Annotated in this window: 12 protein-coding genes; 5 read left to right on the top strand and 7 right to left on the bottom strand. The window is 73.8% G+C overall.

Translation table 11 applies throughout. From position 1 onward, the window contains the following. The first annotated feature begins 59 nt into the window (after positions 1–59). From GA0070608_RS10995 to GA0070608_RS10985, 3 genes are all read left to right on the top strand, one after another. Complete coding sequence (locus GA0070608_RS10995) at positions 60–821, top strand: M23 family metallopeptidase (RefSeq protein ID WP_091626193.1); 762 nt, start codon at positions 60–62, stop codon at positions 819–821. A 172-nt stretch (positions 822–993) separates the two neighbouring features. Continuing rightward, entirely contained in the window at positions 994–3,918 is a 2,925-nt protein-coding gene (locus GA0070608_RS10990) for a glycosyl hydrolase (RefSeq protein WP_176733690.1), read from the top strand. A 64-nt stretch (positions 3,919–3,982) separates the two neighbouring features. Beyond that, complete coding sequence (locus GA0070608_RS10985; protein ID WP_091626190.1) at positions 3,983–5,059, top strand: PHP domain-containing protein; 1,077 nt, start codon at positions 3,983–3,985, stop codon at positions 5,057–5,059. 150 nt (positions 5,060–5,209) lie between these two features. On the opposite strand, the gene GA0070608_RS10980 is transcribed toward GA0070608_RS10985, so the two are convergent. Next, positions 5,210–6,286, bottom strand: a complete 1,077-nt coding sequence (locus GA0070608_RS10980; RefSeq protein ID WP_091626185.1) for a DMT family transporter — start codon at positions 6,284–6,286, stop codon at positions 5,210–5,212. 167 nt (positions 6,287–6,453) lie between these two features. Here GA0070608_RS10980 and GA0070608_RS10975 point away from each other — a divergent pair, with 167 nt between their 5' ends. Continuing rightward, positions 6,454–8,124 carry a DUF885 domain-containing protein gene (locus tag GA0070608_RS10975; protein WP_091626181.1) on the top strand — a complete coding sequence of 557 codons (1,671 nt, stop codon included), beginning with the start codon at positions 6,454–6,456 and terminating at the stop codon, positions 8,122–8,124. A gap of 116 nt (positions 8,125–8,240) precedes the next feature. Here GA0070608_RS10975 and pgfA read toward each other — a convergent pair whose 3' ends face one another. The 4 genes from pgfA to GA0070608_RS31965 all read right to left on the bottom strand — a co-directional run bounded on the left by pgfA (position 8,241) and on the right by GA0070608_RS31965 (position 16,159). Next, positions 8,241–9,317: a cell envelope lipid trafficking protein PgfA gene (gene pgfA / locus GA0070608_RS10970; RefSeq protein WP_091626177.1), complete on the bottom strand. Its 1,077-nt coding sequence runs from the start codon at positions 9,315–9,317 to the stop codon at positions 8,241–8,243. 67 nt (positions 9,318–9,384) lie between these two features. Further along, positions 9,385–10,209, bottom strand: a complete 825-nt coding sequence (locus tag GA0070608_RS10965; RefSeq protein ID WP_091626173.1) for a class I SAM-dependent methyltransferase — start codon at positions 10,207–10,209, stop codon at positions 9,385–9,387. Continuing rightward, positions 10,209–14,501 (bottom strand): alpha-(1->3)-arabinofuranosyltransferase, encoded by a 4,293-nt coding sequence (locus tag GA0070608_RS10960; protein ID WP_245715768.1) that lies wholly within the window; start codon positions 14,499–14,501, stop codon positions 10,209–10,211. The genes GA0070608_RS10965 and GA0070608_RS10960 overlap by 1 nt, the downstream gene beginning before the upstream one ends. Beyond that, entirely contained in the window at positions 14,498–16,159 is a 1,662-nt protein-coding gene (locus GA0070608_RS31965; protein ID WP_176733689.1) for a substrate-binding and VWA domain-containing protein, read from the bottom strand. Before GA0070608_RS31965 ends, GA0070608_RS10960 begins: the two co-directional genes overlap by 4 nt. A gap of 251 nt (positions 16,160–16,410) precedes the next feature. Between GA0070608_RS31965 and GA0070608_RS10940 the strand changes: the two genes are divergently transcribed. Further along, positions 16,411–17,568 (top strand): glycosyltransferase family 4 protein, encoded by a 1,158-nt coding sequence (locus tag GA0070608_RS10940; RefSeq protein WP_091626166.1) that lies wholly within the window; start codon positions 16,411–16,413, stop codon positions 17,566–17,568. Between the two features lie 54 nt (positions 17,569–17,622). Here GA0070608_RS10940 and GA0070608_RS32575 read toward each other — a convergent pair whose 3' ends face one another. Both GA0070608_RS32575 and GA0070608_RS10935 read right to left on the bottom strand, forming a co-directional pair. After that, complete coding sequence (locus tag GA0070608_RS32575) at positions 17,623–17,787, bottom strand: hypothetical protein (RefSeq protein ID WP_157747273.1); 165 nt, start codon at positions 17,785–17,787, stop codon at positions 17,623–17,625. Then, the gene (locus GA0070608_RS10935; RefSeq protein ID WP_141719442.1) at positions 17,784–19,502 is read right to left on the bottom strand and encodes an MmpA family trehalose lipid delivery protein; all 1,719 of its coding nucleotides are present in this window, start codon (positions 19,500–19,502) and stop codon (positions 17,784–17,786) included. Before GA0070608_RS10935 ends, GA0070608_RS32575 begins: the two co-directional genes overlap by 4 nt. Positions 19,503–19,514 lie beyond the last annotated feature (12 nt).

Genomic DNA, 19,514 nt, shown 5'->3' with positions numbered 1-19,514 from the left:
ACCCCTCCCCCTCTGCCGTGGAACTCGTCCCACCGTACCGACTCTGTCAGGATGCCCGGATGACCTCGCCGACGATCGGACGCCGCGCGCGTCCGGCGTATCCGGTCCTGCTCTTGCTCGTGCCGGTGCTGGCCGCCGGCTGCGCGACGACCCGGCCCGGGACGACGCCCGGCGGCCCTCGCCCGAGCCTGCCGGCGACGGCCTGGCAGCCGGCGTCGCCGGCCGCCACCCCGACCAGCGTTCCGCCTCCGACCGGCGCCGCTCCGACCGGCCCGTCGACCGCGCCGACGCGCGCCGGGCTGCCGCACGTCTTCCCGGTACGCGCGACGAACGTCGCCTACCACCCGACCCACTCGGCCTACCCGGGCACGGACATCTTCGCCGACTGTGGCGAACCGGTCGTGGCGGTGACCGACGGCGTCGTCCTAGAGGTCAGCCGGGTCGACCGGTTCGACAAGCGCGGGCCGCGGGGGCCGCACAACGGAGGGCTGTCGGTGTCGTTGCTCGGCGACGACGGGGTGCGCTACTACGGCTCGCACCTGCGCCGGATCGCCGACGGCATCGACGCCGGGGTACGGGTGCGCGGCGGGCAGCAGCTCGGCGAGGTGGGCCGGACGGGGAACGCCAACAACGTCTGCCACCTGCACTTCGGCATCTCTCCGGCGTGCACCGGGCGGGACGGCTGGTGGATCCGGCGGGGCGTGGTGTGGCCGGCGCCGTACCTGAACTCGTGGCGGCGCAAGGGCAACAAGGAACCGGCCACCGAGGTGACCGGCTGGCACCGCCGGCACGGCTGCCCGAAGGCGCCGGCAACCGGCTGACGACCCGCTCCGGATTGTCGTCATCAGCGGTTCATCGAGCGGAAACATTGACGGGAGTCTCGGCGTTGGGCTAGCGTCCCGCTTCAAGAGAGCGCTCTCTGAGGCAACTTTCCGCACAATTCGCCCGCAGCCCGCGCCCGTCCCCGACCGGCGCTCCCCGACCGGAGGCACTGTGACACCTCCCGCGACACGCCGCACCTGGGTCGTGGCGGCCACCTCCGCCCTGGCCCTCGCCCTCGGCGGCCTCGCCGTCGTCACCACCACCCCCGCCCAGGCCGCCACCGTCGGTGCCGGCAGCTACACCACCGACCGCGTGGGCCCCCTGCCCACCGGCTGCGGAGACATGACCACCAACCCCCGCCAGTTCGCCACCGCCGACGCGCCCCCCGGGCCGATCCCCACCAACGACTGGTGGTCGTCGCTGTTGTGGAAGCGGACCAACTGCTCCTACAGCGAACCGCTGCACGCCCACCCGGTCTCCTACCAGCCGTCCGGCGACGGTCTCGGCCTCTCGGCCACCTCCACGCCCACCATCAGCGGCACCCCGACCGGCGTCGGCGAGTACAAGTACACGTACTCCGAAGACATCCGGGTCGGCGTCGCCGCGCTCGCCGCCCCGGTCGTCAAGGTCGACGGCTGGACCGACTGGACGGTCACCCCGTACTGGAACGACGGCGCCCGGACCATGCGCGCCACCATCGGCCACGGCCTGCCGTTCGCGTACTTCCGGACCAGCGGCGGCGACGCCCTGATCAACGCCACCGGCGGCAGCGCCACGGTCTGGTCGAACAACGGCGCCACCATCGGCTTCACCGTCCGGGGGCACGACTACGTGGCGTACGCGCCCACCGGCGCCACCTGGTCCGTCAACGGTGGACGGATCACCTCCAACCTGGCCGGCAGGGGCTACTTCTCGGTCGCCCTGCTGCCCAGCACGCCGAGCACCGACGCCACCTCCCGCGCCGAACTCGCCACCACCTACGGCCGGTACGCCCACGCCCACGTCACCGGCACCCGGGTCTCGTACGCGTACGACCAGGCGACCAGCACCGTCACCACCACGTACGCCGTCACCACGACGGCCCGGGAGGGCACCGCGAACCGGACAGTCGTCAGCCTCTACCCGCACCAGTGGCGGTCGCTCACCGGCTCCACCCCGCTGACGCTCACCTACCCGTCGGCGCGCGGCCGGATGAAGGTGCTCGCCGGCGTGGACCAGTTCCGCACCTCGATGAAGTTCCACGGGGTGCTGCCGGAGGTCCCCGCCGTCGCCACCGGCACCGGGGCGGACCTGACCACCCTGCGCAACCAGCTGGCGGCGGTCCGGGGCAACCCGATGGACCAGCGCGGCGGCGACACCTACTGGACGGGCAAGGGCCTGGGCCGGGCGGCCCGGATCGTCGAGATCGCCGACCAGGTCGGCGACGCCGAGACCCGGACCGCCGCGCTGAACGCCATCCGCGGCACGCTCAACGACTGGCTCACCGCCACGCCCGGGGAGACCGAGGGCGTCTTCCACTACGACCGCAACTGGGGAACCCTGATCGGCTACCCGGCCTCCTACGGCTCCGACCAGGAGCTCAACGACCACCACTTCCACTACGGCTACTACATCGCCGCCGCCGCGACCCTGGCGAAGTTCGACCCGACCTGGGCCCGGCAGGACCAGTACGGCGGCATGATCGACCTGCTGATCCGGGACGCGAACAACTACGACCGCACGGACAACCGCTTCCCGTACCTGCGCGACTTCGACATCTACGCCGGGCACGACTGGGCCGCCGGGCACGGCTCGTTCAACGCCGGCAACAACCAGGAGTCCTCGTCCGAGGGGATGAACTTCGCCAACGCCCTCATCCAGTGGGGCCAGGCCACCGGCAACACCGCCGTGCGGGACGCCGGCATCTTCATCCACACCACACAGGCCGCGGCGATCCACGAGTACTGGTTCGACGTGACGAACGAGAACTACCCCTCGGCGTTCGGGCACTCCACGGTCGGCATGGTCTGGGGTGACGGCGGCGCGTACGCCACCTGGTTCAGCGCCGACCCGGAGATGATCCAGGGCATCAACATGCTCCCGGTGACCGGCGGGCACCTCTACCTCGGCCAGCACCCGGCCTCCAACCGGGCGAACTACCAGGAGCTGGTGCGCAACAACGGCGGTGAACCGACGGTGTGGCAGGACATCCTCTGGCAGTTCCTGGCGCTCGGGGACCCGGACGCGGCGCTGGCGAAGCTGCGCGCGAACCCCGGCTACACCCCGGAGGAGGGCGAGAGCCGCGCACACACCTTCCACTGGGTCCGCAACCTCGCCGCCCTCGGGCTGGTGCAGACCGGGATCACCGCCAACCACCCGCTGGCATCGGTGTTCCAGCGCAACGGCGCCCGCACCTACGTGGCGAGCAACATCACCGCCGCGCCGCTGACGGTCACCTTCTCCGACGGCACCCGGCTCGCCGTGCCCGCCGGGAAGACGGCGACCAGCGGGGCGTACACCTGGAGTGGCGGCACCGCGACCGGCGGGGTCACCGGCACGCCGCCGCCCACGACGGCCCCGCCGACGACCGCCCCACCCACCACCGCGCCACCGACGACTCCACCGCCCACCACCCCGCCGCCGTCGTCGGACCTCCCCACCCGGTACCTGCTGCCCGGCGGCGGGCTCGGCGCGGCCGGCGGCCCGGCGACCAGCACGGTGGCCGGCGCGGGCGGCGCGAACCGCGACGGCACGCCGACCAACCCGCAGGTGTTCACCGCGACAGGCCTGGACCTGACGTACGCCGGCGGGCAGACCACGTTCGACCTGTTCCTCGACGCCGGCAACGCGGTCGGCAACGGCGTGCAGATGCGGGTCTCCTACGACCTGACCGGCAACGGCAGCTGGGATCGGGTGGAGACGTACCGCTACTTCGCCACCGACCCGGTCCCCGGCTACGAGCGCTACACCCAGCAGAGCGGTCTGCACTCCGCCACCGGCACTCTCGGCAACCTGTCGAACGGCACCGTGAAGGTGGAGGTCTGGTCGGCGATCGGAAACAACCCGAGCACCCTCGGCATCGGCGACAGGTCGCTGGTGCAGCTGCCGCACTCCTGATCCGTGAGCCTGCGCGCCGCCGGTCGTCTGACGACCGGCGGCGCGGAGGCGTATTTTCCATGGCATGAGCGCCCGGGACCCCATCGCCGACCTGCGCCGGATCGCCTTCCTCCTGGAGCGGGCGAACGAGGCGACCTACCGGGTCCGGGCGTTCCGGTCGGCGGCCACAGCGCTGGCCGCGCTTCCGACGAGGGAACTCACCGAGCGGGCCCGCACCGGCAGGCTCACCGAGCTGCCCGGGGTCGGCGACGTCACCGCCCGCTGCGTCGCCGAGTCGCTCACCGGTGAGGAGCCGGTCTACCTGCGCCGACTGCTCGCCACCGAGGGCACCGACCTGGACGCGGCGGCCACCGCGTTACGCACCGCGCTGCGCGGCGACTGCCACACCCACTCCGACTGGTCCGACGGCGGCTCGCCCATCGAGGAGATGGCCCTCGCGGCGGTCGAACTGGGCCACGAATACCTGGTGCTGACCGACCACTCGCCGCGGCTGAAGGTGGCCCGGGGCCTGACCGCCGACCGGCTGCGCCAGCAGCTCGACCATGTGGCGAAGGTCAACGAGGCACTGCCGGAAGGCTTCCGGATCCTCACCGGCATCGAGGTGGACATCCTCGCCGACGGGTCGCTCGACCAGGACGAGGAGTTGCTCGCCCGCCTCGACGTGGTGGTCGGCTCGGTGCACAGCGGCCTGAACGACGAGCGGGCGAAGATGACCCGGCGGATGCTGACCGCGATCGCGAACCCGCACCTGGACATCCTCGGCCACTGCACGGGACGGATGGTGTCGTCCCGGCCGGCCGGGGTGAAGGGGCCGGGCGACCGGGCGCACCGGCCGCGTACCCGGGCGGAGAGCGACTTCGACGCGGACGCCGTCTTCGCCGCCTGCGCCGAACGGGGGGTTGCCGTCGAGATCAACTCGCGGCCGGAGCGGCAGGACCCGCCGAAGCGGCTGATCCGCCGGGCGATGGAGGCGGGCTGCCACTTCGCCGTCAACACCGACGCGCACGCACCCGGCCAGCTCGACTGGCAGCGGTTCGGCTGCGAGCGCGCCGCCCTGTGCGGGGTGCCCGCCGACCGGGTGGTCAACGCCTGGGACGCCGACCGGCTGGTCGACTGGGCCCGCGAGCACGCCACCCGCTGAAGTCCTGGCTGCTCGACCTGGTGGGCTGGGCCCTCGCCGGCAGCCCGCCGGCCACGGGGGTGATGGCGGCCCGGCCGCTGTCGAGCTGCCCCGTTCATGAGACCGCGTCGCACGGAGGCCGGTGGTCGCCGTGCCGACGGCCGAAATCGCTCAGCAGCGGGCAGCCGGCACGGACAATGCGGACGAAACGGCCGGCGCGGCGACGCCGGCCGGCTCGGCGACACCGGCCGGCGCAGCGACAGCGACATCGGCCGTGGGGGGCTCCATGACGCCGGCGGGCGTGGGGGGCTCCATGACGCCGGCGGGCGCTTGCCGGCGGCCGATCAGGCCCTGTGAGACGGCGACGCCGAAGAGCACGATCAGCGCGCCGACCGGCTGGTGCCAGGTGAGCCGCTCGTCGAGGGCCAGGGCGCCGATCAGCACCGCGAACACCGGAACCAGGTAGGTCACGGTGGAGGCGGTGCTCGCCCCGGCGATCCGGATGTTGCGCAGGTTGATGACGAACGCGAGGCCGGTGCCGAGCGCGCCGAGCACGAGCACGCTGGCGAGCACCTCGACCGAGAGGCCGGTCGGTGCCGGCGGCGCCCCGGCCACCAGTGGCGCGACGACCGCGAGCTGGGCGGTCGCGATCAGCAACTGCGCCGCCGACAGCGAGAGCCCGGAGTGTGCGCTGCCCGCGATGAACTTCTTCTGGTACGGGATGGCGACGCCGTAACAGGCCGCCGCGCCCAGGCACATGAGCTGCCCGGTGAAGTGCGCCCCGCCCACCCCCTGCCAGACCCCGAGCACCACCAGCACACCGGCGAAACCCAACGCCATCCCGGTTGCCCTCCGCGCGGTCAGCCGCTCGGTGCGGAAGACCAGCACGGCCAGCGGCAGCACGATGAGCGGGGTGGTGGCGTTCCAGATGCCCGCGAGCATCGACTCGACGCGCTGCTCGCCGTAGCCGAAGAGGGTGAACGGCACGGCGACGCCGAACGCGGCGACAACGGTCAGGTGCGCCCAGACCCGGGGCTCGGTGGGCAGCCGGTCGCGGAGCACGGCCAGCACCAGCAGCAGGGTCACCGTGCCGGCGGCGACCCGGTAGAGGGTGAGGTGCAGCGGATGCAGCTCCCCGATGCCGATCTTGATGAACAGGAAGCTGGAGCCCCAGATCGCGGCCAGCGCCAGGAACCCGGGCAGCCAGCTCCGCAGTGCCGTCCGGTCAGGAGTGAGTTCCGCTGTCACCCCTGACACTCTGCCGCAGCCGTACGACGAAGTCCCGTGACTTTCTCCGCGCCGTGTCGACCGCCACAGCAACCGACCCACATTGGAGGCGGGATCCCGCCGAGCTGCTTCCTGAACGCGGGTGACACGGTCGACGGGCGGGGTGCCCGGTCACGTAGGGTCGCAGGGTGGGACGAATCGATGACCTCGCGAACCGGTACGTGGCTGATTGGGCGCCGCTGAGCCCGATCGGCGCCACCTACGTCGGCATCACCGGCTACGACGACCAGCTCGATGACCTGTCACCCGACGGATACGCGGCCCGGGCGGAGGTGATCCGGCGGACGCTTACCGACCTGGACGTGACCGAACCGGAGTCCGAGGCGGAGCGGACCGCCAAGGAGGCCATGCAGGAACGGCTCGGCCTCGACCTCGCCCGCTACGACGCCGGCGAGTCGAGCAGCGAGGTCAACGTGATCGCCAGCGGCCTGCACGAGGTCCGCATGGTCTTCGACCTGATGCCGACCGACGGCGACGACGACAAGGCCAACGTGGCCGCCCGGCTCAACCGTTTCGCGGGCACGCTGGAGGGCTACAAGGCGACGCTGCGTGAGGCTGCCGCCGCCGGCCACGTCAGCGCCCGGGTGCAGCTGGTCGAGGTCGCCAAGCAGTGCGACATCTGGGTCGACCCGGACGGCGACAACTTCTTCCACGGGCTGGTCGAGCGGCTGGGCGCCGACGGCACCCTCGGTGCCGAACTGCGTCGGGGCGCGGCGGCGGCGACCGCGGCGACGGCCGAGTTCGGCCAGTTCCTCCGCACCGAGCTGGCCCCGCTCGGCAGGGAGAAGCAGGCCGCGGGTCGCGAGCGCTACGAGCTGGCCTCGCAGTACTTCCTCGGCGCCAGAATCGACCTCGACGAGACGTACGCCTGGGGGTTCGAGGAACTGGCCCGGCTGGAGGCCGACATGCGGTCGGTGGCCCGCCGGATCGTCGGCCCCGGCGCGACCATCGACGAGGCGGTCGCGGCGCTGGACGCCGACCCGGCCCGGACGATCCAGGGCAAGGAGGCGTTCCGGGACTGGATGCAGGCGCTTGCCGACAAGGCGATCGGCGACCTGCACGGCACCCACTTCGACATCCCCGAGCAGGTACGCCGCATCGAGTGCTGCCTCGCCCCGACCAGCGACGGCGCGATCTACTACACCGGCCCCAGCGAGGACTTCTCCCGCCCGGGGCGGATGTGGTGGGCGGTGCCGCAGGGTGTCACCGACTTCTCCACCTGGCGGGAGGTGACCACCGTCTTCCACGAGGGCGTGCCGGGCCACCACCTCCAGGTCGCCCAGACCGCCGTACGGGCCGAGCTGCTCAACCGGTGGCAGCGGCTGCTCTGCTGGGTCTCCGGGCACGGCGAGGGCTGGGCGCTCTACTCGGAGCGGCTGATGGACGAGCTGGGCTACCTGGAGGACCCGGGCGACAAGCTCGGCATGCTGGACGGCCAGGCGTTCCGGGCCGCCCGGGTGATCGTCGACATCGGCATGCACCTGGAACTGGAGATCCCGAAGGACAACCCGTTCGGCTTCCACCCCGGCGAACGCTGGACGCCGGAGCTGGGCTGGGAGTTCATGCGGGCGCACTGCCGGGTGCCCGACGAGAACCTGCGCTTCGAGTTGAACCGCTACCTCGGCTGGCCGGGGCAGGCCCCCTCCTACAAGGTGGGCGAGCGGATCTGGCTCCAGGCCCGCGACGAGGCGAAGGCCCGCAAGGGCGCCGACTTCGACCTCAAGGAGTTCCACCGCCAGGCGCTCGACCTGGGCTCGCTGGGCCTCGACCCGCTGCGCAAGGCGCTCGCCCGACTCTGAGGCTGGCCGGTGCGGGGGCGGAGAGACACCGGCCCCGCACCGGAGTGGAGGAGTGCGGAGGCACCGAAGGGGTGGGCCGGGCCGGCCCACCCCTTCGCGTACCACTCAGCGCACGGTCAGCGCTGCTCCACCTGGCCCGGCGCCGGGCGCTGACCCGGCACCGACGGGTCGCCACCGCGGTCGGCGGCAGCCGGCTGCTCGGCGGTCACGTCAGCCCGGTGCCGCGGTTCCCCGGCCGCCTGGGCCGTGCCCCGCCGGCTCACCAGCAGACCGGCCGCCGCCAGCACCAGGCCCAGCAGCACGAGGCCGATCGGCACGTACACGCCGAGGAGGGTCAGTCCCTGCCGGCTGTCCTCCGCCCGCTTCACCGAGGCGGCGACGGTCTCCTCGGTGTACGAGAAGTCCGCGTCCAGCAGCGTGGCCGGAGCGCCGATGTCCGGCACCAGGGTCTTGCGCTGCACCTCGCGGACATTGAGGAACGAGCCGGTCACCGGGTCGATCCAGACGGTCCGGGTGTTGCTGTAGACGACCTTGCCGGTGGTCGCCCCCGGCGCCAGCGCGCCGAGCAGCAGCTTGACCCGACCCTCCGCCAGGTTCAGCTGCTCGTCGGTGATCACCTGCTCGTAGCGGTAGGACTCGATGCCCTTGATGTCCTCGGTGCCCTTGAACTCCGCCGGCCGGACGTCCCGCAGGTCACGGTCGAAGATCTGGTGGGTCTTCTTCTCCGCGCCGAACGGGAACTTGTACATCTGGCCGGAGAACTGCGCCTTCTCCTGCGTGCCGGTGTCGTCGAGGTACTGGCCGTTCCATTCGAGCGCGGAACCGGAGACCCGGTCGAGCGCCAGCGCGGCACCGTACGCGCTGACCAGCTCCTTGGAGTCCGTCCGCTCCACGGTCTGCCCGACCTGCCAGACGACGGCCTTGCCGTCGAGGTCACCGGAGAGCTTGCCGGTCGTCTTGGCGTCGGGCGAGACGCGGACGGTGGACCTCAGGTCGGCGCGGTTGATCGCGATGCTGCCGTTGGTGATCTGGAGGAAGGTCGCGCCCCTCGCCTCGGCGACCGAGGTCGAGGCTTCCAGATCGTAGGGCAGCTTGGCCATCGCGGGCTTGACCACGAACACAAGCCCGGCGGCAAGCGCCAAGAGCAGTGCGCCGCCGCCGAACAGCACGGCACCTATGGCGCGGTGCTTCATGTTTCCTCCCTGGAGGAGCTAAGTTTCGCCGCTGTCGATGAGGGATGGCCGCGAGGTTACTACTTAGTCACATAGCAACGCGACCCCCGGTCAGCTCTGTTTTTTCCGCCGCGCCGTCCGGTTCCGCACCGGCCCGACGCAGAACGAGCAGGAAGTTCCACGCCACCACCTCCCGGATGCCGGGAAGACGGATCACCCACCGGGCCCACCACGGGTGGTAACGCGGCAGGGCGTCCAGCAGTTCGACCTCGGCGTTGCCCCGGGCCCAACGCAGCGTCTGGGCGATCGAGGTCGGGAAGAGCGTCTCCCGGAACCGGTTCTTCGGGGGCCGGCCGTTGCGGCGCTGGTAGCGCCGTCGGGCCCGGTCACCGCCGAGGTAGTGCCACGGTGCGGTCTCGTGCCCACCCCACGGCGACAACCACGGGGTGAACGACACGAAGAGCACCCCGCCCGGTCGGGTCACCCGGACCATCTCGTCGAGCATCCGGGTGGGCTCCGAGACGTGCTCCAGCACATTGGACGAGAACGTGACGTCCACGCCGCCGGAGCGAACCGGCAGAGCGGTACCGCTGCCCCGCAGCATTCCGGCTACCGAGTCGCCGGCCGCCGAGAAGTCGCCCACGTCGGGGTCGAGCCCCACGTAGCGGGCCCCGGCGGCACGGAAGGCCGCCGCGAAGTAGCCGGGACCGCCGCCGACGTCGAGCACCGTCCGTCCGGCGAGCGGAACGTAGCCGGACACCTGGCGTACGGAGTCGTCGGCGAGCAGCCCGTAGAAGCGGTCCGGGTCGGTCTGCTCGACCAGGAACGCCTGGAACAGGGCCACCGACCGGCCCAGCGTGGCGAACCGGCGACGGGCTGCCGGCCCACCGACTCCGTCGTGTGCTGCGCTCATCACGCCACCGTCCCGTCCTCGTCCCGATCCGTGGCTGCGGCCGGCCGTCCATCCTGCGTGCCCGGCGTCACATCATCCGGGTCCGTCCCACCTGTCCGCGCGCGGGGCACCACCGGACCCGTCGCCGGAACCCCGGGCACGGGAAGCACCGCGGCGACGACCGCCCCGACGGCGACGAGCATCGCCCCCTGCACCCACGGGCCGTACGCCCACTCCTGGCCGTGGCCCTGCAACCGCCCGATCACCGCCGTCACCGTGGCAACGGTCAGCGCGCCGAACACCACCACCGGAAGCGCCCGGCGGGCGAGCTGCCGCAGCAGCATCGCGGCCAGCACGATGGCCACCGGCAGCACGCCGCCCAGCGCGGCGAGCAGCACCACCAGCAGGACGCCGGCGACCCAGGCGGGCCCCTCGGCCGGCACCGCGCCCGCCGGGAGCGGCACGGAACCAGCGGCCAACCGTCGCCGCACCGGCAGGACCGCCAGCAGCAGCACCCCGAGGGCCATCACCGCCCCGGCCGCCAACCCGCCCCGGTACGTCCGGTCCGGCGCGAACACCAGGCGGACCTCGCCGTCCCCACCGGCGGGCAGCACCCACGCCTGCTGCCAGCCGTCGACGCGGGTGGCGGCCAGCGGCCGACCGTCCACCGTCGCCGTCCAGCCGGCGTTCGCGTTCTCCGGCACCACCAGCAGCGCCGCGCCACCGGCGGCGACCCGCACCCGCCGGTCCGTCGGATTCCAGTCGAGCACGGTCACCTCGCGATGCCGGGGCGCGGCGAGGGCCGCCTCCGGACGCAGTGTGGCGTCCTGCACGACGAAGCCGGCCGACGGCGAGGTCACCAGGCGGTGCCCGCCGGCCGGAAGGTCCACCACCGCGCCGGTGGCACCGCAGACGGTGACCGGCAGCGGCCGACCGTCGACCACGTCGGCGAGGGGGCCGGCGACGGACGTGTCGTAGCGGACCCCGTCCAGCTCGACGACGGGCCCCGAGCCGCACCGCTCCACGACGCGCGTCGTGCCGGCGATCGGGCGGAGCAGGTCGTCCAGCCCGGGGATCTGCACCTCGGCGATGCCCGGGGTCGCCGTCCAGCCGTTGCCCCGCCGGTCGGCCACCCGGGCGGCGGACTCCCGCACCACGATCTCGATCCGGTCCGTCAGCACCGCCGGGAAACGGACCACGCCGTCCGCGCCGACCGGCAGCACCCGGCTGGCGCCCTGGGTGCGTACCTCGACCGATTCCGGCAGCGAGCCGACCGGCAGTTCCGCAGGACGCAGCCGCAGCTCGGCGATCCGGCGCGGCCCCGACCAGCTCAGCCGCAGGGTGGGTCGCAGGTCGCCGGTGTCGGCCAGCCAGGCCGTCCCCGGGTCGCCGTCGACCGCCGCGTACGCGGCCACGGCCGGGTCACCGGCCAGGTGGGACGACGCGCCGGCCCGGACCGGCACCCCGGACAGCATCCACTGCCCGCCCGGCCGGGGCACGGCGGTGAGGGCCAGCCGGAACGTCCCCGGGTTCGGGCTCTGGAACAGCCGGTCCACCCCGAGCGGCTCCTCGCCGACCCGGGCCAGGAACCGGTCGCACCGGATCACCGTGCCGGGGGGCCGGGTGCCGGAACCGGTGGCCGGACCGGCGTCCGATCCGGAGTCGGCGGCGGCGGTCGGGAAACAGGCGGGCCGGTCGGCCGGTCCCCGGCTGAACGACCAGGCGACCGGGCCGACGAAGCCGGCCGGCAGGTCGGCGGGAGTGCGCAGCGCCCGGCGCGGGCTGGTGTCGGGGATGGCGAGCTCGCGGATCCCCACCCCGCCGTCGAGGTGCCCACCGGCCACCGCCAGCACCGTGACCCGCACCCGGCTGGTGGAGCCGGGAAGCGTGTAGTACGCGTGCGCGCCCAGCGTGCGGGCGACCTCGTGGTCCACCGAGCCCCGGTCCGTGGTGAGCCGGAAGCGGGTCACCGGCCACCCCACCCCGAGGTCGTCGACGAAGGCGAGCGTGACACGGGCCACCTCGCGCGGGGTGTCCAGGTCCACCTCGAGCCACTGGCCGACCGGCCCGGCCAACGGCGCGGAACGCCAGGCGGTGCGGTCGTCGCCGTCGACCGCCGCGAAGGGCAGGTGCGACGGGTCGGCGGGGGACAGGTTGTCCACGAAGCTGACCGCGCTGGAGGCGGTCACCTCGCGTACGCCCTGGTAGGCGGCGACCGTCTGGTGCTGGTCGCCGGCGAACGGCAGCAGGTCCAGGGCGACCCGACCCTGCCGTCCCGCCTCGTCCGCGGTCAACGTCTGGCTGAGATTGTCCCGGACCCGGCCGATGTCACGCTCCCGGCGACGCAGCCCGTCGGTCACGATCCACGACCCGTCGCCGCCGTCGCGGAAGCCGGCCCGGTCGCCGGCCAGCACCACCGGCCGGTCCCGCTCCACCAGCCCCTGCTCCAACAGCGGCAGCAGCGACTCCGGTCCGCCGCTGACCGTCGGCACGTCGGCGGCGAGCACCGCCGAGGCGGCCGGCACCGGGCGCTGCACCTCGTACACCTCGACGGCCGGCAGCGGGCCGGCGGCCTCGTCGACCGGGCTGCCCGGCGTACGGCCGAAGGTGCTGGTGCTGCCGAAGGTCGCCACCCGCGCGATCCCCGGCGACCCGGCGAGCGCCCGGCGCAGCACCGCCACCGGCGGCGCGTCCACCTGCGTGCGGTCGATGTCGTTGCGCAGCAACAGGTGCCGGAACCCGGACCGGGCCAGGAAGTCGGCCAGACCGGCCGAACCTCGGCCGTGGGACAGGACGGACTCGACGGTGTCCATCATCCGGGTGTTGCCGGTCGAGCCCAGCGGGATCTGGTGGCGCACCGCCCAGGGCGCCCCGGCCAGGGCCTGGAGCGGCTCGTCGACGGACCGCCCCCACTCGTACTGGCCGAAACCGGAGCCCGGCACGATCAGGGTGCGGGCCAACGCGTCCCGGTCGGCCAGCCACGTCGCCGCCGCCCGCCAGTGCGGCGGCAGGTCCGACCAGCCCGGTGCGGGCCGTAACTGACCCAGCCAGGCCGGCGCGGCGGCCCCCAGCACCAGCAGCAGCACCGGTACGAACACCAGCGGGCGCAACCGTAGGGCGGGCCGGCGCCGAGCGGTGGCCCGGTGCAGCCGGGTGACCCACGCGTCGACGCCGTGCGCGAAGCCGAGCATCAGCGGCAGCCGCAGCACCGGGTCCAGCTTGTGCACGTTGCGGAACGGCGCCAGCGGGCCGTCCAGCAGGTCCCGCACCTGCGCCGAGAGCGGGCTGTCCAGGCTGCCGACGTAGCCCATGGTGAGCAGGGTCAGCCCGGTGAGGAAGCCCAGCACCAGGAACCGGCGCTCGGGCAGCAGGTTGCCGGCCAGCCCGGCCAGGCCGACCAGCGCCACCACCGCGGTGAGCGTCATCAGCACCGGGTTGTCGATCAGCAGCCAGCCGGCCGGCCACCACGGGTCGCCCTGCACGATGTACGCGACCCACTGGTTGGTGCCGCGCACCGCCTGGAAGAGCGAGGCCACCGCCGTCGTGGTGGTGGACGACTCGATGTAGTCGAGGAAGGGCAGGCTGTACTCGCCGAGCAGCAGCAGCGGCACGATCCACCAGAGGCAGACCCCGACGACGCAGAGGCACCACCAGCCCACCAGCCGTAGGTGCTCGCGGTCCCACCGGCGGGTGAGCAGCCAGACCCCGGGCAGCAGCAGGGCGAGCAGCACCACCGCCGCGTTGATCCCGCCCATGCCGAGCACGGCCAGCGCGGAGAGCGCGGCGGCCTTTCGCGGGGACCCGATCCGGCGCACCAGGACCAGCGGCAGCAGCACCCACGGCAGCATCGCGGCGGAGAGCGTCTCGGAGGAGAGCGCACCGATCTCGGTGAGGATCCGGGGGGCCAGCGCGTAGCCGAGCGCCGCCGCGTACCGGGTCGGCTCGGTGCCGACGCCCAACGCCCGGGCCAGCCGCAGCAGGCCGTAGAACGCGACGGCCAGCAGCAGCGCGGTCCACGCCCGCTGGGTGATCCACGGCGGTACGCCCAGCAGTTGGCCCCCGGCGAAGAACGGCCCCATCGGGAACAGGTAGCCGTACGCCTGGTTCTGCAACTCCCCCGAAGTGGCCTCCGGGTTCCACAGGTGCAGCGCCCGGGTCATGAAGTGCACCGGGTTCGCGGCGAGGTCGAGCTTGGTGTCGAAGGTGACCTGACCGGGCCGCTGGACGAACGCGATCACGGTGAGCAGCAGCAGTGACAGGGCCGTGCCCGGCGCCTCACGGACCGACCGGGCGACCCGGCGCACCAGGGTCACCGCCGGCACTCCGGGGGCAGGCAGCTCAGGTCGGCGAGCGCGGAGAAGAAGATCTGCCGGATGCCGCTGGGCTGCTCGGTGCGGAACACCTGCCCGCCGGTGACCTCGGCGATCGTCTCCAGTTCGTCCGGGTCGACGTCCCTGCCCAGCCCGATGAAGACGATCGGCAGCGGCCGGCGTGGGTCCTGGAGCGCGGTCAGCTCGGCCAGCAGCTTGGATCGGCCGATGCTCTCCTCGTCCTCGTCGCGCCCGTCGGTCATGATCAGCACCAGATTGATCCGCCCGGGCGTCCAGTTCCGCCGGGCGTCCCGGTACGCGGCCAGCGTCGTGTCGTACAGGCCGGTGCCGCCCCGGGGCTTCACCCGGACGGCGGCCAGCCGTTCCGCCAGCCGCTCCCGCTGCGTCCCACCCAGCGGAGCGACGGGCAGGATCTCCCGGTGGTCCCGGTCGCCGTCGACCTTCGTGGCGAAGACCCACACCCCGAGTTCACTGTTGTCGAGCAGCAGGCCGGAGCCCTCCTGGGCCGCCTTGAGCGTCGCACTGAGCCGGGTTTCGGCCGAGCCGGGCACCTGGGCCGACATCGAGCCGGAGATGTCCAGCACGGTGAGGATGCGGGCGCTGCGCTGCACGCCGCTCCAGCCGGTCAGCGCCTCGGTGACGGTCTCCTCGGCGGGCAGCGGCGCCGGTTCGCGTATCTCCGGCGACAGCCGTCCGTCGCGGGGCACCGCCGGTGGGAAGCCGGCCGCGGTGCGGAAACCGTGCCCGCTCAACGCGTCCCGGGCCGCCCCGGTGAGCAGGTTGGTGAGGAATCCGGCGGCGGCGTCCCGGACCGGACCACGGGCGGCGGGCAGCACCACGTAGGGCAGGTCCAGCGCGGGGACCGCGACCTCCGGATACGCGGCGACCAGCTTGTCGCCGCCGGCCAGCGCGTTGTGCCCGAGCACGGCCTGCTCGCTGGTCGCCACGGCGTCGGCCCTGCCCGGCAGTCCCGACCCGGCCGGCAGGCCGTCGCTGGGGGTGAACGTCCGGTTGGCGAGCCGGCGCAGCACCGCCGCGACCGACCCGGCGGGGTCCCGTTCCCCGGCGGCCAGGCCACGCACCCCGAGCACCGCCCCGACACCGGCCGGGTCGGCGGCCGGGTCGGGCAGCCCCACCTCGGCACGGGCCTTCGGGCCGATCAGGGACCGCCAGGTCAGCGGCTTCGCCGGCCAACCCAGCCGACGTGCCGCCGGCTCGGTCGCCGCGAGCACGACCGGCGTGCTCGCCACCGACGTGCCCTGGGCCGGCACCTCGAACGCGCCGGCGGCGCGGGCCCGGCGCAGCCAGAACGTGGACTCCGGCACCCAGGCGTCGGCGACGTCCACGCCGTTGGCCACGTCCGCCGCGACCGCCGCGGACTCCTGGGCCTGGACCACGATCGAGACGCAGGGCTGGGTGCCGACACTGGCCCGGACGATCTGGTCCAGGGCCGGCGCGACCACCGGGGCCGCGGCCACCCGCAGTCGGACCCGATCCAGGCACTCCGGGACGCCACGGTCCGACCGGACGTACGCCACCGCGGCCCAGCCGGCCAGCAGCAGCGTGAGCGCGGCGCTGAGCAGCACCACCGGCGACCGCCGGAAGAGGCGCCGCACCGCTGCGGAACCGTCACGCAGCACGCCCGGCCACCTCCTCGTCATTCGCCGGAACGGGGGGCGTCCGGCCGCAGGTCGCGCCGCCTGGTGCCGGGGTGACGCCGGCCACCGTACGCGGTCGCGCTGCACACCCTGCCAAGGTTTTCCGTCGCCGGCAAACCCCCTGACGACCAGCCGTCGCCGGACCGTCGCCACCGAAGCGGCCCATTGCGAATGTGACCCACGTCGCCCTAGGGTGGCGCGATCGTGCTCACTTACTCGTCGGTAGGAGCAGCGTGGACAACTCCGACACCCTCTCGCGCCACGTCCTGTTCCTCAACTGGCGTGACACGACCAACCCGGAGGGCGGCGGCTCCGAGGTATACATCGAGCGCATCGCCGCCCAACTCGTCGCCGCCGGCCACCGGGTCACCCTGCTCTGCGCCGCGCATGCCAACGGCGGCCCGGCCGAGACCACACCCGAGGGCGTACGCGTGCTGCGGCGCGGCTCCCGGATGACGGTCTACGCCCGGGCGGCGCTGACCTGCGTGGCCGGCCGGCTCGGATTCGGTCCGCTGAGCCGGCGCGGTCCCGGCCGGCCTGACGTGGTCGTCGACGTCTGCAACGGGGTGCCGTTCTTCGCCCCGCTCTACGCCGGCCGCCCCGTGCTCACCCTGGTGCACCACGTGCATCGAGAGCAGTGGCCGGTGGTCTTCGGCCCGCGGATGGCCCGGCTGGGCTGGTGGATCGAGTCGTGGCTGGCGGTCCGGCTCTACCGCCGCTGCCGCTACGTGACGGTGTCCGAGGCGAGCCGGACGGAGCTGGCCGCCCTCGGGGTGGACGCGGAACGGATCGACGTGGTGCCCAACGGGACGCCTCCGGTGACCGGCCCGGCGCTGCCGCGCACGCCGCACCCGTCGCTGCTGGTGCTCGGCCGGCTGGTGCCGCACAAGCGGGTGGAGATCGCCCTGCGCACGGTGGCCGAACTGGTCGCCGAACTGCCCGACCTGGAGCTGGTGGTGGCCGGCCAGGGCTGGTGGGAGCAGCCGCTACGGGAACTGGCCGAATCGCTCGGCATCGCGGGCCATGTCCGGTTCACCGGCTTCATCAGCGAGGAGGAGAAGCACGCGGCGCTCTCGTCGGCGTGGATCGCGCTCACCCCCTCGCTCAAGGAGGGCTGGGGACTGACCATCGTGGAGGCCGCCGCCCGGAGCACCCCGACCGTGGCCTTCCGCTATGCGGGCGGCGTCGCCGAGGCGATGGTCGACACCGAGACCGGCCTGCTCGTCGACGACGAGGCGGAGTTCACCGCCGTCGTCCGCGAACTGCTGGCCGACGACGTGCGGCGCAAGGCGATGGGCGAGGCCGCGCTGGTCCACGCGTCCCGTTTCACCTGGACGGCGACCGGGGCGCGCTTCGCCCGCCTGGTGACGCGGGTGGCCGCCCGTAGGTGACCCGGGAACGATGAGAAGGGCACCCGCCTCGGCGGGTGCCCTTCATCGTGTGGTTCAGCGCGTGCCGTACAGCGGAGCCTCGGTCCCCTGCTCACTCACCTTGGTGTTGGCGGCCTCCTTGGCGGACGGGCTGAGCGCATTCGCCAGTCCGACGCTCCCGAGCAGGCCGAGCACGACCCCGAGTACCCCGACGGCGACGAACGCGGGCAGGTTCCTCATCCACCTTCTCCTTCCGCGGGACTCGCGTGCCGGGACGCTACCACGCGGTAGCGTCCCCGCGCAGCGCCCGAAAGAACGATCACCATCACCACCGTTCCGGTCAACAGGTGGGCCAGTCCCACCGGCCCGGGCCGGGCCGGTGCGGGCGGCGGCGACCAGTCGGGGTTCTCGTAGAGGGTCAGCTCCGGTCCCGCGTGGACGCTGCGCAGCCCGGTCAGCGCCGTCGGGGCCGGGGCCGGGCCGGCCGCCCGCTGCACCAGCACCCACCGCGCGCCCGTGGTCGACAGCGGCGCACCGGCGGCGAGCACCTCCCGCACCCGCGCGGCACGCGCGTCCTCGCCGGCCACCGCCAGCCCACCCACCCGCAGTGTGTCGTCGATGAGCACCGGCACGGCGAGATAGCGGGGCGCCGGGTCGATCACCACCTGGCCGTGGTTCCAGGGGAAGCTCTGGTACTCCTGGAACGGCAGCGAGATCACCTCGCCGGGCCGCTCGGCGGTCAGCCGGGCCACCGTCGCCCAGTCCGCCGGCCAGGCCACCGGCCGGAGCCGGCCGGCGCCGCCGAAGGCCAGGTCGGGCAGGAGCGCCACCGGCAGCAGCGCAGCGCCGACCAGCACCGCTCCGGCGGTCGTCGCGTCGAAGCGGGCCGCGAGCCGCTGCGCGAGCCGCTCCGCGCCGAGCGCGCCGGCCACCGCCAGTGCCAGCGCGTACGGCACCAGCAGCTTCTGGCCGTCCCGGGCCAGGCCGGCGCCGGGCACGGTGGCGACCAGCCAGCCGAGCAGGTCCGCGCCGCCGGGCAGCACCCCGAGCGCCGCCGCCAGCCACGAACCGGCGGCGAGCAGACCGAACCGGCCGGCGACCGACGGCGGCCAGCGCCGGCGCAGCAGCGGGAAGCCGTACCCGGCCACGGCGAGCAGCAGCGCGGTGGCCAACGGCACCAGCACCACCGCCCGGGACGCGGGGGTGGTCTGCGCGTTCCAGATCCCGCCGGTGCCCGCGAGCGCCGCCAGCGGGCCGGCCCAGTTCTCCGCGCGCGCCGCGAACGCCGCCACCCCGGCCGGATCGGACCGGCCGGCACCGCCGCTGGCGAGGCCGGCCACCAGCCACGGCGCGTTGAGCAGCAGCGTCAGCCCCACGCCCAGCGACGTCGACCGGACGGCCGCCGGATACCGTCCGGGCAGCAGCACCGCGACCGCCACCAGGGCGAGTACCCCACCGGTCGGCGTGATCGCCGACGCCGCCGCCGCGAGCAGCAGCCGGCGCAGCCCACCGGGCCGGCCCGCCCGCACGTCGAGCGCCGCCCGCACCAACCACGGCAGCGCGGCGTACGCGACCAGCAGCCCCCACTGCCCGACGAGCAGCCGCTCGGCGAGGTACGGCGTCCAGGCGTACCCGACGGCGGCCACCGCCCGGACCGCGACCCGGTCGGTCGGCACCAGCCGGGCGGCGCCCAGCGCGGCGAGGTACAGGATCGCGACCAGCACCAGCCGTTGCAGCAGCCAGCCGGGCACCACCTGACTGGCCAGCGCGACCACCGCGTCCTGCGGGACGGCCCGGGGCAGCGCCGAGGCCGGGACGATCGCCTCCCAGCTCAGCGCCTGCCGGGGCACGAAGACCATGTCGTAGCGGAGCACGTATCCGGGCAGGGCCAGCGGGGCGAGCACCACCGCCGTCACGGCGGCGGCCGCGCCGTGCGGCACCAGCCGTTCGCGCATCCCGCTCGACCT

This window comes from Micromonospora peucetia (genome assembly GCF_900091625.1).
In the GTDB taxonomy this organism is placed as follows: domain Bacteria; phylum Actinomycetota; class Actinomycetes; order Mycobacteriales; family Micromonosporaceae; genus Micromonospora; species Micromonospora peucetia.
This window is presented reverse-complemented; position numbering and strand designations above follow the sequence as displayed.